We start from the raw sequence: 15,209 nt of genomic DNA, 5'->3' as shown, positions 1-15,209 counted from the left end.
TCAGACACTTTTTTCACTGACCTGCGCCGACGAAAACGTCGCCATCTGTGCTAAGAAATTCACTGCGGCGTGCAATAGCGGCAAAGCCAATGCACTGCCAGTCCCCTCACCCAGACGCAAATCGAGTTGCATCAGCGGGCGGCCATCCAGATAGTCCAACATGCGGCGATGACCATGCTCGTCCGAACAATGCGAGAACACACAATAGTCGAGAATGGCCGGCTGCAACTTCGCCGCCACCAGCAACGCGGAGGTGACGATGAATCCGTCGATCAGCAGCACAGTACGCTGCTCTGCCGCTTTCAGCATGGCCCCGACGATCATGGCGATTTCAAAACCGCCGAAGGTCCGCAATACATCCATCGGCGCATCGACGCCGGCGTGATACGCGACAGCCTGTTCGATGACTTGCTGCTTGCGGCGGATACCTTCAGCCGCCAGACCGGTGCCGGCGCCAACGCATTCAGCAGCGGCAATGCCGGTGATCTTGTGCATGAGCGCCGCAGCAGTGGTCGTATTGCCGATGCCCATTTCGCCAAATCCGATGACGTCGACCGGCATTGCGGCGATCAGATCCATGCCGCACTGAATCGCCTGCTGGCATTGCTCAGCCGTCATCGCCGGTTCTTTTGCAAAGTTGCGGGTGCCCGAGGCGATCTTTCTGTCGATCAGTTCGGCGCGCGTGCCGAAGTCGTGATTTACGCCGGCATCGACGATGTGCAATGCGCAATCGTTCTGGCGTGCAAACACGTTGATGGCAGCGCCCTGCTGCAGAAAATTTTCCACCATTTGCCAGGTCACGCTTTGCGGATAGGCTGAAATGTTTTCGGCGACGATGCCATGATCGGCAGCGAAGACGACGATTGCAGCGCGGTCGATGTGCGGGCTGGATGTCTGCTGGATCAGGCCGATGCGATGTGCGATGAACTCCAGCACGCCGAGACTGCCTTGCGGCTTGGTCTTGTTGTCGATCAGGCCTTGCAAAGCCGATGACAGCGTGGCGTCTTGTGTAGAAGATAATTGTGGAATGAGCATAGCTGTATCACACGCCGTTAGCCGTGAAATGAATTCTGACCGTTGGAAACAGAATTGACGAAAGGACGTCAGTATAAGAGATAGTCGCGCGTTGCGACCGAATGTGCAGTGCTGAGTAGGCGTTCTTTACATTCTCGCGCCTTCATATCCGGAAAGACCGTCATTCATTGTAGTCACAATACGCTCAATGGCAAAAATGCCGCGATTCATCCGTTTGAATGAATCGCGGCATTTTACGTTTTAACCGGCAATATCGTCTGACGAGGCGCTGACAAAAAGAACAGAAAGAAACTATTTTCCCAATGCGTGAGCAATGGCCTTGGTCAAATCTTCGATAACGAATTTGGCGACATAGCCATCGGCACCGATATTCTTGACGTGATCTTCATTGGCAGAACCGGACAAGGACGAGTGGATCACAACCGGAATCGCCTTCAGCCCCTCGTCGCGCTTGATATTGCGCGTGAGCGTGAAGCCGTCCATCTCCGGCATTTCCAGATCGGTCAGCACCATCGCGACGCGATCGGTAATCGGTATGCCTTGCGCTTTGGTTTCCTTGCTGATCTCGAGGAGTTTCTCCCAGGCTTCCTTGCCGGTTTTATGCATCAGGAAAGGCAAGCCCATGGCAGTCAAACCGCTTTCCACCAGCGAACGCGCGACCTTGGAGTCGTCTGCTGCGATGATGACGGCGCCCGGCTTGAGCTTGATGTGTTCCATACCGACGATGTCCATGTCGCGCTCGGTCGGCATGATCTCGTGCAGAATCTGCTCGACATCCAGCACCTGTGCCAGACGGCTGCCGTGCATCTCATCGTCGAGACGCGCAATGCTGGTGACGAAGTTGCCGCCGGCTTTCGATTCTGCAGACAAAACCTGGCTCCATTCGAGTCGCACGATTTCGTCAACGGATTCAACGGCAAAGGCCTGCGTGCTGCGCGCATATTCGGTGACGAGGAGAATATTCAAACCGGACTTGGGCGTACAGCCGACCACTGCCGGCAAATCGATCACGGAAATGATCTGACCGCGGATGTTGACCATACCCAGCATCGGCGATTGCGTACCTGCCGCCTTGGTGATGGCGGGCATCGGGACAATTTCACGAATCTTGAAGACATTGATGCCGAACAGCTCTGAGCGCACGCCGTGCGGATCTGAACCGAGACGGAAGAGCAGCAATTCAAATTTGTTTGAACTGGTGAGATTGGTTCTTTCGTCGATCTCTTTTTGAAATGCATCCATTGCGACACCCCCGTCGTTGTCTTCTATTGCGATTGAAACGGCCCAATCAATCGATACGTCAATGTAGAGTGTAATTGCATAAAAAACAATTCAATCGAACAAAATACGACAGAAATCCAATATTTATTGCCCTGTGCTGGTGCAGCAAATCAGTGACGGGACAATCGTCTGAAGGAAGAAAAGGAAGGCAGGAAAAACGAACGCGGAAAAGAAAAAAGGAAGCTCATTGCTGAGCTTCCTTTTTAATATGGAGCGGGAGAAGAGTCTCGAACTCTCGACCTATACCTTGGCAAGGTATCGCTCTACCAACTGAGCTACTCCCGCATGGAGCATTTGGAGGCGGGGGTCGGGATCGAACCGGCGTAGACGGCTTTGCAGGCCGCTGCATAACCACTTTGCTACCCCGCCAGGGGACATTAATATTACTGTCTATTCGTTGCTAATTGCGGCTTTCTTTTCAACCGGCTCCAGAGCAGATCTTCTGAAGTTTTTTCGGCTGATGCAGAACTCTCACAATGAAAAAAGGAAGCGTTTTGGCGCTTCCTTTAGTAATTCTGGAGCGGGAGAAGAGTCTCGAACTCTCGACCTATACCTTGGCAAGGTATCGCTCTACCAACTGAGCTACTCCCGCAATCAACAACAGAACGCTATTATAGAGCTTCCATAGAGGAAGTCAAGCGCCACTTTTACTTTCTTGCACTTTTTTTATCAGCGGCCATGCCTTCTGCAAGTAGTAAAGCATGGACCACACTGTCAGCACCGCGGCGATCAGCAACAGCCATTTTCCCAGCACCTGCGTATCGATAAAACCGAACAAATCGCCGTAGAACAACAGCATCGGAATTGCGATCATTTGCGCCGTGGTTTTGATTTTTCCGAGCGAGCTGACCGCCACCGATTTCGATGCGCCAATCTGCGCCATCCATTCGCGCAGTGCGGAGATGGCGATCTCACGGCCGATGATGATGAAGGCGGTAATCGGATGTACGCGGTCCAGATGCACCAGCACCAGCAAGGCGCCGGTGACCATCAGTTTGTCTGCGACCGGATCGAGGAAAGCGCCGAATGCCGACGTCTGATCCCAGCGACGCGCCAGGAAGCCGTCGAACCAGTCGGTCGCGGCAGCGACGATAAAGATGATCGTCGACGCGATGCCTTGCTCGTAACGCGACAGCCCGATCTCCGGCACATAAAACACACCGACTACCAGTGGAATCAGGGCGACACGCAACCAGGTAAGCAAAATGGGAATATTGAATGGCATACGTTTATTTATTGTCGTGAACTTCTGCGCTGAGTGAAATTTACCGAGATAGTATCAGAGCATCCTCTAAAAACCTGTTACCGGGAGAAATCAATGCGGAAATCAGGCCTTCGCTGCGCAGTTTAAGCCGCCCCAGCTACATGCAGGCACTCAGGTGAAATTCAATGGCAGGCAAGCACCGGCTGCTGAATCGCCGTAATTCAATGCAATTGGCGGTAGATCTCTTCCGCCAGCGTGTGTGAAATTCCCTCCACCGACGCCAGTTCATCGATGCTGGCGTCAGCCACGCCGCGCAAGCCACCGAAGCGCGCCAGCAGTTTTTGACGGCGTTTGGCGCCGATGCCTTCAATCTCTTCCAGCCGCGACGTCTGTCTGGCCTTGGCGCGCTTGGCGCGCATGCCGGTGATCGCAAAACGGTGCGCCTCATCGCGGATCTGCGCGATCAGCATCAGCGCGGCGGATTCCTTGCCCAGTTCCTGCGGCGGCCGGCCATCGACGAAGACCAGCGTTTCCAGGCCGACCTTGCGCCCTTCTCCTTTGGCCACACCGACGATCAGGCTGATGTCCAGCCCCAGCTCAGTGAACACCTGGCGTGCCATTTCCACCTGCCCTTTGCCGCCGTCGATGAGGACGATGTCGGGCATGGTGCCCTCGCCATTAGCGACTTTTTCATAGCGGCGCATGAGCACCTGACGCATCGCGGCGTAATCGTCACCCGGCGTGATGTCGTTGATGTTGTAGCGGCGGTATTCGCCGTTCTGCATGGCGTGATGGTGGAATACCACGCATGAAGCCTGCGTCGCCTCGCCTTGCGTGTGGCTGATGTCGAAGCATTCCACGCGCAGGCTTTCAATGTCTTCCACTTCGCTGCCCAGTGCTTCGACCAGTGCACGCGTGCGCGCCTGTTGCGAGCCTTGCTCGGACAGCAGGCGCGCCAGCGCAATCTCTGCGCCCTTGTGCGCCATCTCCAGCCACTGGCGGCGCTGGCCTTGCGGCTGCAGCGTGAGCGTGATGCGATGACCGCACTGTTCCATGAGCGCCAACATCAGCGCGGGATCGTCAAACTCGGTGTTGACGATCAAATTGCCGGGAATGAATTTGTCGATGTAATGCTGTGCGAGAAAAGCCTTCATGACTTCCGCTTCCAGCGACTCTTCCCCCTCAGGAATGGCGCCGTCGACATGCGTCGGAAAATAGGCGCGATCGCCCAGATGACGGCCGCCGCGCACCATCGCCAGATTCACACAGGCACGACCGCCCTGCACAATCACGGCAATAATGTCGATGTCGGCGTCGCTGCCGGTTTCCATGGTCTGCTGATGCAGGACGCTGGAGAGCGAAGTGATCTGGTTGCGCACTGCTGCCGCCTGTTCGAACTTGAGTTCGCCGGCGTAGGCGTGCATCTTCTTTTCAAGTGTATCAAGCACTTCAGTCTGGCGGCCACGCAGGAATTTGGAGGCGTTTTCGACATCGAGTGCATAGTCTTCCGGCGTCACCAGATTGACGCAGGGACCGCTGCAGCGATGGATCTGATGCAGCAGGCACGGCCGCGTCCGGTTGGCGTAGACGGTGTCTTCGCAGGTGCGCAGCAAGAACACCTTCTGCAAAATCTGGATTGATTCCTTGACTGCCCAGGCATTGGGAAATGGACCGAAATACTGGCTCTTCTTATCCACCGCGCCGCGATAATAGGCCATGCGCGGAAACGCATGGCCGGTGATCTTCAGGTATGGATAGGACTTGTCGTCGCGAAACAGGATGTTGAAACGCGGGCGCAGCGTCTTGATGAGATTGTTTTCCAGCAGCAGCGCCTCGGCTTCGCTGCGGGTGACGGTCGTCTCCAGGCGTGCGATGCGATCGACCATCATGGCGATGCGCGGGCTGCTCAGGTTCTTCTGGAAATAGCTCGACACCCGCTTCTTCAGGTCGCGCGCCTTGCCAACGTACAGGACGTTGTCTTCCGCATCGAAATAGCGATATACGCCCGGCAGATGCGGTAGCTTGGCTACCGTCTCAAGGACGATATCGCGTGGATCAATCGAAAGATTGATCGGGTCGACAGGATCGGTTGGCAAAGTGTCGGACATGCTGGCTCAGTAATTCGTCTCGTGGACAGCTATAAATATCGTTGTAGCGTGAGGGCGCAACTCAGGGCACTCAGGCCAGCGTCAACACCAGTTTTTTGGCGGCAAGGTAACGCTCGTCCTTTTGCAGCTCGTCCCAATCGAGGGCGTCGCTTTGCGGCACCAGCGCGGCGATGCGCGCTGCTGATGCAGGAGACACCTTGGTCTTCAGGCCCGCCAGCAACTGGTCGGCCTTATCCGGAGAATTGCAGATCAGCACCATGTCGCATCCAGCCTGCAACGCCGCCTGGGCGCCATCAAGCACACTACCGGCAACGCTGGCGCCCTGCATGCTGAGGTCATCGCTGAAGATCACGCCCTGGAAGCCGATGTCCTTGCGCAGAATGCTCAGCCATTTCTTGGAAAAGCCCGCAGGATGTTTGTCTACCTTCGGGTAAATCACGTGCGCTGGCATCACGGCCGTCAGGCTCATGCCGAGCCAGTCGTACGGCATGGCGTCGTCGCCGATGATGTCCTGATAGGCGCGGTCATCGACCGGCGTGTCGATGTGCGAATCGGCCTGCACGTAGCCGTGGCCGGGGAAATGCTTACCGCAATTGGCCATGCCGGCCAATGCCAGTCCGTGATTAAGGCTCTTGGCCAGCAAGGTCACTACACGCGGATCACGATGAAAAGAACGGGTGCCGATTACGCTTGATACGCCAAAGTCGAGATCCAGCACCGGCGTGAACGACAAGTCGACGCCGCAGGCGCGCAATTCGGCTGCCAGCACATAGCCGACCGCTGTCGCAAGGCGAGTCGCCTCCAGCACGTCACGATCCCACAACTCGCCCAGCACGCACATGGCGGGCAGATGCGTGAAGCCGTCTGTCTTGAATCGTTGCACGCGGCCGCCTTCATGATCGACGGCAATCAGCACGCCCGGGCGCGCTGCGTGGATGGCTTGCGCCAGTGCCGTGATCTGCTTGCGGTTTTCATAGTTGCGCGCAAACAGGATGACACCGCCGGTCAGCGGATGCTGGATGCGGCGGATATCCTCCACCGTCAAGGTGGTCCCGACCACGTCAAGCATGACGGGGCCCAAGGCTTGTTTCGATGGTTTCGACTGTTCCGCCAGACCTGTTGCCTTCATGTTTTCTCCGCTATGACAAATGCGACCGCGTACTCCACCTCATCGGTGATCGAGACTTGCGCGGTCAGGCCCTGCTCTTCCATCCATGTTTTCAGTTTGCCGCTGCACACGACGATCGGCTTGCCGCTGGGCGCATTGAGCGTCTGCATCGAACGCCAGGTCATCGGCATGCGCATGCCCAGACCGATGGCCTTGGAAAACGCTTCCTTCGCAGCGAAGCGCGTCGCCAGGAAGCTGATGCCGCGCGCCTCGACCTTGGCTTTGCGGCTGAGGTATTTGACCATTTCCTCCGGCCCCAGAATCTTTTCCGCAAAGCGGTCGCCACGCCGTTCCAGCGTGGCCTTGAGACGCGATATCTGGAGAATATCGGTACCGATGCCGTAGATCATGATCAGCCTTTGGCGGCGTCCAGGCGCGCCTTGAGCATGATCGCCTTCATGTCGCTGACCGCCTTTTGCCAGCCGACGAACACCGCCTGCGCGACGATGGCATGGCCGATGTTGAGTTCGGCGATGTTTGGGATAGCCGCGATCGCTTGTACATTGGTGTAGTGCAAACCGTGACCGGCGTTGACTTTGAGTCCGCGGCGGATGCCTTCCAGCACACTGGCCTTGACGCGTTCCAGCTCTTTTTCCTGCTCGGCCTGGCCGTGTGCTTCGGCGTAGCGGCCGGTATGCAGTTCGATCACGGGCGCGCCGGTTTCGGCGGCAGCCTTGATTTGTTCGTCATCCGGATCAATGAAGAGACTGACACGGATGCCTTCGGCTTGCAATTGCTTCACGGCTGCCTGCACTTGCGCAAAATGCGTGACGACGTCGAGGCCGCCTTCGGTGGTGATTTCTGTCCGCTTTTCCGGCACGAGGCAGGAATCCTGAGGCTTGATGCGGCAGGAAAAATCGATCATCTCGCTGGTGACGGCGGCCTCCAGATTCATGCGTGTGCGCAACAGCGGACGAATCGCTTCGACGTCCGCATCGCGGATATGGCGGCGATCTTCGCGCAAGTGCAAAGTGATTGCATCCGCACCCGCTTCTTCGGCCTGCAAGGCAGCCTGGATAGGATCGGGATAGGTCGTGCCGCGCGCGTTGCGCAAGGTGGCGACGTGATCGATATTGATGCCCAGCTCGATGGCCGGACCGACAGGGTTCAGGAAGCTCATGACGTTATCGCTGTGCGCTGTGAGGTGATTGGGAATGCGAGGCTGGAATTTTATCGCGCATTGCTTCCGGCGTCGCTTGTGTCAGGGAGTCGGAAACGGATGTGGTTTTCCATTTCCAGTTAAACACCAGCATCGCAAGGCCGCCCGCAACCAGGCCCCAGAATGCGGTGCCGATACCGAACAGAGACACGCCTGACGCCGTGACCAGAAAAGTGATCAATGCCGCCTCGCGCTGCTTTTCGTTGGACATGGCGACGGTCAGGCCGTTGGCGATGGTGCCGAACAATGCCAGTCCGGCAATCGCCATGATCAGCGCCTTGGGGAACGCCGAGAATAGCGCTACCACCGTGGCACCGAAGATCCCTGCCACCAGGTAGAAGCCGCCGGCCGCCACGCTGGCCATGTAGCGTCTGGAGGCATCTTCATGCGCTTCCTTGCCCATGCAAATGGCCGCAGTAATGGCCGCAAGACAAATCGAAAAACAGCCGAAAGGCGCCAGCACCAGGGTCGTGAGGCCAGTCCACGTCATCAGCGGCGACACCGGCGTGTTGTAGCCGGAAGCGCGCATGATGGCCACGCCAGGCGCGTTCTGCGAAGCCATGGTCACGACAAACAGCGGGATGCCGACGCCGAGCAAGCTGGTCCAGGCGAATTCGGGCATGACGAACTCCGGCGTGGCGAGGCTCGCGTGGAAGGTCTCAAACTTCAACAAGCCCTGCGTACCCGCAAAGACGGTGCCGAGCGCCAGGACGATGATGATGGCATAGCGCGGCAAGAGGCGTTTGGCGATCAGATACACGGCAAACATCAGCAATACCAGCGCGAACTCCAGCTTCATGGCGACAAAGACATCCATGCCGAAGCGCGCCAGGATTCCGGCCAGCATGGCTGCAGCAATTGAAATCGGGATACGGTTCATCGCCCGTGCGAACAAGCCGGTAACGCCGCAAATGGTGACCAGCGCGGCCGAAAACATGAACACGCCGATCGCCTGCGGCATCGAGAGACCGGCCAGTCCGGTGATCAGCAAGGCTGCGCCGGGCGTGGACCAGGCGGTGACGACGGGGGTGCGGTAATAAAGCGACAAGCCGATGCAGGTTACGCCCATGCCGAGACCGAGCGCAAAAATCCATGAGCTGATCTGGGTGGGCGTTGCGCCGGCTGCTGCGGCGGCCTGGAAGATGATCGCGGCGGAACTGGTAAAGCCGATGAGGACGGCGACGAAGCCTGCCGCCATGCCCGACCAGGAAAAATCTTTCAACACGGGAATCCCTGGCGTCTCAGAGCTGCGTCAGATCGATCAGAATCTGCCGCGTATTCAATTGTGCGCCACCCAGATGATGCGACAACAAAGAGCGCATCAGGAATTTGCTCTGCGTCTGCGTGTTGAGGTCGCCGTAGTCTTCCTTCTCCATGTCGAGCAAGGTCTTGCCGGAGACTTTGGGCCAGGCGTCGGACAGACGCGGAAAGCGCACGCCCTGCTCCGGATCGACAACATACATTTCGCCCGGCTCAACCGCCTTGCCATTGGTGACGCACCTGGTCCAGTCGCCGGCAACGCCGGTTTCCTTGAGCAAGGCGCGCTCGAACTTGCGCAGCACGATGGGCGCTGACTCGCCATGTGCGAGCTGATTCAGCGTCGACACGTAATGATCGAACAACGCCGGATGCGCGTCGTCGCGCGCCAGCAGCTTGACTAGCAATTCGTTGAGATAGAAGCCGCACAGCAATGCCGATTTTTCCAGCGGCAGCATGCCGCCGACCCATTCAGCGACGGTCAGGGTGCGCACTTCGGATTTGCCGGCCCAGCTGACCGACAAGGGCTGGAAGGTCTGCAGCACGCCGCGCAATGCGGAATGCGGACGCTTGGCGCCTTTGGCGACCAGTGCGACGCGGCCGTGATCGCGTGAAAACACGTCGATGATCAGACTGGTTTCTTTATAGGGATAGCTGTGCAGCACAAAACCAGGCTGGGCCTGGATGCGGGTTTCTTTTTCCGGCGCCTTGGCACGGCGCGGCGTTGCCGAGGTGCGGGTGCTGCGCTTGGGTGTGGCGGCATTCTTGGCGTTGTCCAGCGCAGACTGCGTCGCCGCAGCGCTCAGTGCTTCTGCATCGAGTGTCTGGCCAACTGCAGTATCGGCGATGATCTCAGCCATAAGATATATATGTTCTATTCGTAGCCGTAGGCACGCAACCCGGCTTCGTTATCAGCCCAGCCGGATTTGACCTTGACCCAGATTTCGAGATAAACCGGACCGCCGAACAGGCGCTCCATGTCCAGACGCGCCTGCGTGGAAATTTCTTTCAGGCGCGCGCCCTTGTTGCCGATCACCATGGCTTTGTGTCCATCGCGCTCCACCAGAATGGCGGCAAAGACGCGGCGCAGATCGCCTTCCTGCTCGAATTTTTCGATCAGGACAGTGCTGGTGTAAGGCAATTCTTCACCGACGAAACGGAAGACTTTTTCGCGAACGATTTCCGACGCCAGGAATTTTTCGCTGCGGTCGGTGATGTCGTCTTCGTCGAACATCGGCGGATTATTCGGCAACAGCTTGCGGATTTCTTCCTGCAACTGATCCAGCTGGAAGCGTTGCTTGGCCGAGACCGGAACGACGGCAGCGAAGTTATGCTGCGAAGCGACTTCCTGCGCAAACGGCATCAACACCGATTTGTCCTTGTTGCGATCGGACTTGTTCATCACCAGAATGCACGGCACGTTGGCCGGCAGCAGCGCCATGACTTGCTTGTCGGCCGGGCCGAAAGTGCCCGCTTCAATCACGTACAAAATCACGTCGGCTGCCGTCAGCGTGGTCGTGACAGTGCGATTGAGCGTCTTGTTCAGTGCATTGCTGTGACGCGTCTGAAAACCCGGCGTGTCGATGTAGACATACTGAGTGTTCTCAATCGTCTGAATACCGGTGATGCGATGGCGCGTGGTTTGCGCCTTGCGTGAAGTGATGCTGACTTTGGCGCCAACCAGCACATTCATCAAGGTCGATTTGCCGACGTTCGGGCGACCGACAATGGCGATGTATCCGCATCGGTAATCGTTCGATGCGTCGGAAGGAGCTGTGGTGTCTGTCATGCGGTTTTACTTTGTGTAACGGGTGGTGCAGAGGCCAGGGCCTCGCTTCGGTTTTCGTTCAGATCGGTGGCAGCCAGTTGCGCTTTATGGTCGCTCTTGCTGTCGTTTTTTGCATCGATCTTGTCGTTCTTTGTTTCTGCTTTGCTGTCGGCTTTATTATCGGCCTTGCCATCAACTTTGGCGTCGCCTTTTGCTGTGTCAGCCTTGGCTGCCTTGATCGAGACAGGCTTTTCCGCCTTATTTTCCGCTTTAGGTGCAGCCGGCTCCGCCAGCAGTGGCAATTCCTCGTTTGGTGCATCCGGCTGTATCGTCGCGATACCCGCCAGTTTAAGTTGAGTCGTGCGCGTGCGCGGCTTGCGAGCCGAAGCCGGCGCCTTGACCAAGGCTGTCTGCACCGCTTCCAGCGCCAGTTTGGCTGCGGCCTGTTCGCCTGCGCGGCGGCTGCCGCCGGTGCCGAAAACCTGAATCTCCAGCTTCGGAACCAGGCATTCGATCTCGAATTCCTGATTATGTGCCGCGCCGTGCGTAGCAACCACGTTGTATTGCGGCAGAGGAATTTTCTTCCCTTGCAGGTATTCCTGCAGCAAGGTCTTGGCGTCCTTACCCAATGTCTTGGGATCCACCGTGTCGAGAATCGGGATATACAGCGAGCGAATCACGTCGCGCGCGGCATTGAATCCGGCATCCAGGAAAATGGCGCCAAACAGCGCTTCCAGCGTATCGGCAAGGATAGACGGACGGCGGAATCCACCGGATTTCAATTCGCCCTCGCCGAGACGCAGAAACTGCGACAAGTCGAGGCGCTGGGCGATTTCGTAAAGGGATTGCTGCTTGACGAGATTGGCGCGCAAGCGCGACAAGTCGCCTTCGTCAATCTTGCTGTAACGGTCAAACAAAAGAGATGCAACGACGCAGTTAAGAATCGAGTCGCCGAGGAATTCCAGGCGTTCGTTATGCAAGCTGCTATGGCTACGATGCGTCAAGGCCTGCTGCAGTAATGTAGCGTCCTTGAACGTGTGCCCCAGCCGGTTTTGCAATACTAATGGATCCATTTATTCATCCGTCGCTTAGAAGTCCGAACCCGGATGCGCCCGGCTACCCGCCCGCAACGCATTCGTCCGACCTCTCAGGCCACCCGGCCCGTTATCTGCAACCAACCGCAATATCGTTACTAAAATACGACGGCCAGCCGGCAGTAGGATTTTCCTGGACTGGAGAAAAAATGCCGGGAAGAGGCTTTTTCTCCCTTGCTCCAAAAAGATGATGCCTGACAGAAACTTAATGAAAACTGCCAATACGCTTCAAATTACCCAGATTCATCCAGACAAAGAATGCTTTTCCGACAATGTTTTCGTCCGGCACAAAGCCCCAATAGCGGCTGTCCAGGCTGTTGTCGCGGTTGTCGCCCATCATGAAGTACTGACCGGTCGGCACCGTGCAGGCAAACCCTTCTGCGTTGTACGAGCACAGGTCTCGCTTGGGGTACTGATGTGGATCAGGCACGAAATTCGGGGCCCGTTCGTCGGTCAGTATGTTGTGCTCCACGCCGGTCAGGTTTTCCTGCCATTGCTTATAGTACGTCAGATTCCCATCATCGAGATAATCTGGCAATGGTTTATAAGAAACTTCATTACCATTTACCGTTAGACGCTTGTTTTTATAGACTATTTTATCACCTGGCACGCCGACAACGCGCTTGATGTAGTCGACCGATGTATCTTCAGGATATTTGAAGACCATGACATCGCCGCGTTGCGGGTCATTCACGTTGATGATTTTTTTGTTAACGATAGGCAGGCGAATGCCGTAGGTGTATTTGTTCACCAGAATCAGATCGCCGACCAGCAGCGTCGGCACCATCGAGCTCGATGGAATCTTGAACGGCTCATAGAGGAACGAGCGCAGGAAAAACACCAGCGCGATGACCGGGAAAAAGCTGCCCGAGTATTCGATCCATGTTGGTTGGCGCAACAGGCTGGCTTCCAGCGCGGCACGGCCGTTGGTGTCGCTCTTGATGCCCTCGCCGCTCAGCTTGGCGACGCGTGCATCGAACTCCGCCAGCGCGGCATCAGCCTTGGCGCGGCGTTGCTTGGACCAGAAAAACACATCGAGAAACCAGATCACTCCGGTCACGATCATCAGGACAAACAGAATCAGTGCGAAATTGCCTAAGAGAGACTGCAGGTTCATTTTTCATCCACTTGTAAAATTGCCAGGAAGGCTTCCTGCGGAATTTCCACCGAGCCGACTTGCTTCATGCGCTTCTTACCAGCCTTCTGCTTTTCCAGCAGTTTGCGCTTGCGGCTGATGTCGCCGCCATAGCACTTGGCCAGCACGTTCTTGCGCAGGGCTTTGACGTTTTCACGCGAGATGATGGTGGCGCCGATAGCAGCCTGAATCGCCACGTCGAACATCTGGCGCGGGATCAACTCACGCATCTTGGCCGCCACGGCGCGACCGCGGAACTGGCTGTTGGCGCGGTGGACGATGATCGCCAGCGCATCCACTTTTTCGCTGTTGATCAGCATGTCGACCTTGACCACGTCAGCCGAGCGGTATTCCTTGAACTCGTAGTCCATCGACGCATAACCGCGCGAGGTCGACTTCAAGCGGTCGAAGAAGTCGAGCACGATTTCCGCCATCGGCATTTCGTAAGTCAGTTGCACCTGCTTGCCGTGATAGCTCATGTTGATCTGCACGCCACGCTTTTGCGTACACAGCGTGATGACCGAACCGACATATTCCTGCGGCATGTAGAGATTGACGGTGACGATCGGCTCGCGCACTTCTTCGATACGTGACGGCTCCGGCATCTTCGACGGATTGTCGACCATCAGGATGGTGCCCTCACCATCGCGCATCACGACTTCATACACCACGGTCGGCGCCGTCGTAATGAGGTCCATGTCGAATTCTCGTTCGAGACGTTCCTGCACGATTTCCATATGCAGCAAACCGAGGAAGCCGCAGCGGAAGCCGAAGCCCAGCGCTTGCGAGACTTCCGGCTCGTATTGCAAAGCGGCGTCGTTGAGCTTGAGTTTCTCCAGCGAATCGCGCAAGGCGTCGTATTGATTCGCCTCAACCGGGAACAGACCGGCGAACACCTGCGGCTGGACTTCCTTGAAGCCCGGCAGCGGCTCGGTAGCCTTGTTTGCCGCCAATGTGACGGTGTCGCCGACCTTGGCAGCTTTCAATTCCTTGATACCGGCGATGATGAAACCGACCTGCCCTGCCGTGAGCGAATCGCGCGATTGCGACTTGGGCGTAAAGACGCCGATGCTTTCGGTCAGGTGAGTGGATTCCGTCGCCATCAGGAAAATCTTTTCCTTCGGACGCAAGGTGCCATTGACGATACGCACCAGCATGACCACGCCGACATAATTGTCGAACCAGGAGTCGATGATCAGCGCTTGCAGCGGCGCATTGGGATCACCCTTCGGCGGCGGCACTTTGGCGATCAATGCCTCGATGACGTCTTGCACGCCCAGACCGGTCTTGGCCGAGCATGGCGTCGCGTCGGAGGCATCAATACCGATGACTTCTTCAATTTCGCTCTTGGCGTTGTCGGGATCCGCAGACGGCAAGTCGATCTTGTTCAGGACCGGCACCACTTCGACACCCAGTTCCAGCGCGGTGTAACAGTTGGCAACTGTCTGCGCTTCCACGCCTTGTGAGGCATCCACAACCAGCAGCGCGCCTTCGCAGGCGGACAGCGAGCGGCTGACTTCATAGCTGAAGTCGACGTGGCCCGGGGTATCAATCAGATTGAGGTTGTAGATGTTGCCGTCGAGCGCCTTGTACTGCAACGCTGCAGTTTGCGCCTTGATCGTGATGCCACGCTCGCGTTCGATGTCCATCGAGTCGAGCACCTGAGCCTCCATCTCGCGATTGGAGAGGCCGCCGCAGAGCTGAATGATGCGATCAGCAAGCGTGGATTTGCCGTGGTCAATATGGGCAATGATCGAGAAGTTACGGATATTGTTCATTAAATTGCGGAAAACGATGAAAAAAGGCGCTCCAGAGTGGGAGCGTCTCCCAAGTGAGCGCCTTTACAACAGCTTTTGTACAACCCAGCATTCTACCGGATTTCAGGGGCTAAAACCCGAATCCCCATTGACGAGCTGTCATCAGTGCAGATTCTTTCCATCATCGGAGGCTATTTGCCTTCGATCGGCGACTTATGACCCGAATCCGCCGATGGCAACGGC

Annotated in this window: 13 protein-coding genes and 3 tRNA genes; all 16 read right to left on the bottom strand. The window is 56.9% G+C overall.

Features of this window, described 5'->3' with window-relative positions; all coding sequences use genetic code 11:
* The gene (gene cobT / locus AC1RN6_RS09480) at positions 1-1,035 is read right to left on the bottom strand and encodes a nicotinate-nucleotide--dimethylbenzimidazole phosphoribosyltransferase (protein WP_493004876.1); all 1,035 of its coding nucleotides are present in this window, start codon (positions 1,033-1,035) and stop codon (positions 1-3) included.
* A gap of 291 nt (positions 1,036-1,326) precedes the next feature.
* Positions 1,327-2,277 (bottom strand): chemotaxis protein, encoded by a 951-nt coding sequence (locus AC1RN6_RS09475; protein ID WP_493004874.1) that lies wholly within the window; start codon positions 2,275-2,277, stop codon positions 1,327-1,329.
* 248 nt (positions 2,278-2,525) lie between these two features.
* Positions 2,526-2,601 (bottom strand) — tRNA-Gly (locus AC1RN6_RS09470).
* 10 nt (positions 2,602-2,611) lie between these two features.
* Positions 2,612-2,685: transfer RNA gene (locus AC1RN6_RS09465), tRNA-Cys, on the bottom strand.
* Between the two features lie 147 nt (positions 2,686-2,832).
* Positions 2,833-2,908, bottom strand: a tRNA-Gly gene (locus AC1RN6_RS09460).
* Between the two features lie 42 nt (positions 2,909-2,950).
* The gene (gene pgsA, locus AC1RN6_RS09455; RefSeq protein WP_493004872.1) at positions 2,951-3,541 is read right to left on the bottom strand and encodes a CDP-diacylglycerol--glycerol-3-phosphate 3-phosphatidyltransferase; all 591 of its coding nucleotides are present in this window, start codon (positions 3,539-3,541) and stop codon (positions 2,951-2,953) included.
* Positions 3,542-3,741: 200 nt separating this feature from the next.
* Complete coding sequence (gene uvrC / locus AC1RN6_RS09450; RefSeq protein WP_493004871.1) at positions 3,742-5,628, bottom strand: excinuclease ABC subunit UvrC; 1,887 nt, start codon at positions 5,626-5,628, stop codon at positions 3,742-3,744.
* A 70-nt stretch (positions 5,629-5,698) separates the two neighbouring features.
* Positions 5,699-6,757 carry a beta-N-acetylhexosaminidase gene (gene nagZ, locus AC1RN6_RS09445; RefSeq protein ID WP_493004870.1) on the bottom strand — a complete coding sequence of 353 codons (1,059 nt, stop codon included), beginning with the start codon at positions 6,755-6,757 and terminating at the stop codon, positions 5,699-5,701.
* Entirely contained in the window at positions 6,754-7,146 is a 393-nt protein-coding gene (acpS, locus tag AC1RN6_RS09440; protein WP_050476692.1) for a holo-ACP synthase, read from the bottom strand. Before acpS ends, nagZ begins: the two co-directional genes overlap by 4 nt.
* A gap of 2 nt (positions 7,147-7,148) precedes the next feature.
* The gene (gene pdxJ, locus AC1RN6_RS09435) at positions 7,149-7,916 is read right to left on the bottom strand and encodes a pyridoxine 5'-phosphate synthase (protein ID WP_493004869.1); all 768 of its coding nucleotides are present in this window, start codon (positions 7,914-7,916) and stop codon (positions 7,149-7,151) included.
* Positions 7,917-7,920: 4 nt separating this feature from the next.
* On the bottom strand, positions 7,921-9,180 hold the full coding sequence (locus AC1RN6_RS09430) for a benzoate/H(+) symporter BenE family transporter (RefSeq protein WP_493004868.1): 1,260 nt from the start codon (positions 9,178-9,180) through the stop codon (positions 7,921-7,923).
* A gap of 16 nt (positions 9,181-9,196) precedes the next feature.
* Positions 9,197-10,072: a DNA repair protein RecO gene (recO, locus tag AC1RN6_RS09425; protein WP_493004866.1), complete on the bottom strand. Its 876-nt coding sequence runs from the start codon at positions 10,070-10,072 to the stop codon at positions 9,197-9,199.
* A 14-nt stretch (positions 10,073-10,086) separates the two neighbouring features.
* Complete coding sequence (gene era, locus AC1RN6_RS09420; protein WP_493004864.1) at positions 10,087-11,001, bottom strand: GTPase Era; 915 nt, start codon at positions 10,999-11,001, stop codon at positions 10,087-10,089.
* Entirely contained in the window at positions 10,998-12,053 is a 1,056-nt protein-coding gene (gene rnc / locus AC1RN6_RS09415; protein WP_493004862.1) for a ribonuclease III, read from the bottom strand. Before rnc ends, era begins: the two co-directional genes overlap by 4 nt.
* Before the next feature lie 226 nt (positions 12,054-12,279).
* A complete protein-coding gene (lepB, locus tag AC1RN6_RS09410) occupies positions 12,280-13,191 on the bottom strand; it encodes a signal peptidase I (RefSeq protein WP_493004860.1) in 912 nt (303 codons plus the stop codon).
* Positions 13,188-14,987, bottom strand: a complete 1,800-nt coding sequence (gene lepA, locus AC1RN6_RS09405; protein WP_493004859.1) for a translation elongation factor 4 — start codon at positions 14,985-14,987, stop codon at positions 13,188-13,190. Before lepA ends, lepB begins: the two co-directional genes overlap by 4 nt.
* Positions 14,988-15,209: the final 222 nt, after the last annotated feature.

It is taken from the genome of Herbaspirillum sp. GW822-FHT03A08 (assembly GCF_058801885.1).
The sequence above is the reverse complement of the archived record's forward strand: the minus strand, read 5'-3'. Positions and strand labels throughout refer to the sequence as shown.

Excerpts from the sequence above, each read along its gene's own strand:
- cobT (WP_493004876.1), bottom strand. The coding sequence starts at position 1,035 with ATGCTCATTCCACAATTATCTTCTACACAAGACGCCACGCTGTCATCG.
- AC1RN6_RS09475 (WP_493004874.1), bottom strand. The coding sequence starts at position 2,277 with ATGGATGCATTTCAAAAAGAGATCGACGAAAGAACCAATCTCACCAGT.
- pgsA (WP_493004872.1), bottom strand. The coding sequence starts at position 3,541 with ATGCCATTCAATATTCCCATTTTGCTTACCTGGTTGCGTGTCGCCCTG.
- uvrC (WP_493004871.1), bottom strand. The coding sequence starts at position 5,628 with ATGTCCGACACTTTGCCAACCGATCCTGTCGACCCGATCAATCTTTCG.
- nagZ (WP_493004870.1), bottom strand. The coding sequence starts at position 6,757 with ATGAAGGCAACAGGTCTGGCGGAACAGTCGAAACCATCGAAACAAGCC.
- acpS (WP_050476692.1), bottom strand. The coding sequence starts at position 7,146 with ATGATCTACGGCATCGGTACCGATATTCTCCAGATATCGCGTCTCAAG.
- pdxJ (WP_493004869.1), bottom strand. The coding sequence starts at position 7,916 with ATGAGCTTCCTGAACCCTGTCGGTCCGGCCATCGAGCTGGGCATCAAT.
- recO (WP_493004866.1), bottom strand. The coding sequence starts at position 10,072 with ATGGCTGAGATCATCGCCGATACTGCAGTTGGCCAGACACTCGATGCA.
- era (WP_493004864.1), bottom strand. The coding sequence starts at position 11,001 with ATGACAGACACCACAGCTCCTTCCGACGCATCGAACGATTACCGATGC.
- rnc (WP_493004862.1), bottom strand. The coding sequence starts at position 12,053 with ATGGATCCATTAGTATTGCAAAACCGGCTGGGGCACACGTTCAAGGAC.
- lepB (WP_493004860.1), bottom strand. The coding sequence starts at position 13,191 with ATGAACCTGCAGTCTCTCTTAGGCAATTTCGCACTGATTCTGTTTGTC.
- lepA (WP_493004859.1), bottom strand. The coding sequence starts at position 14,987 with ATGAACAATATCCGTAACTTCTCGATCATTGCCCATATTGACCACGGC.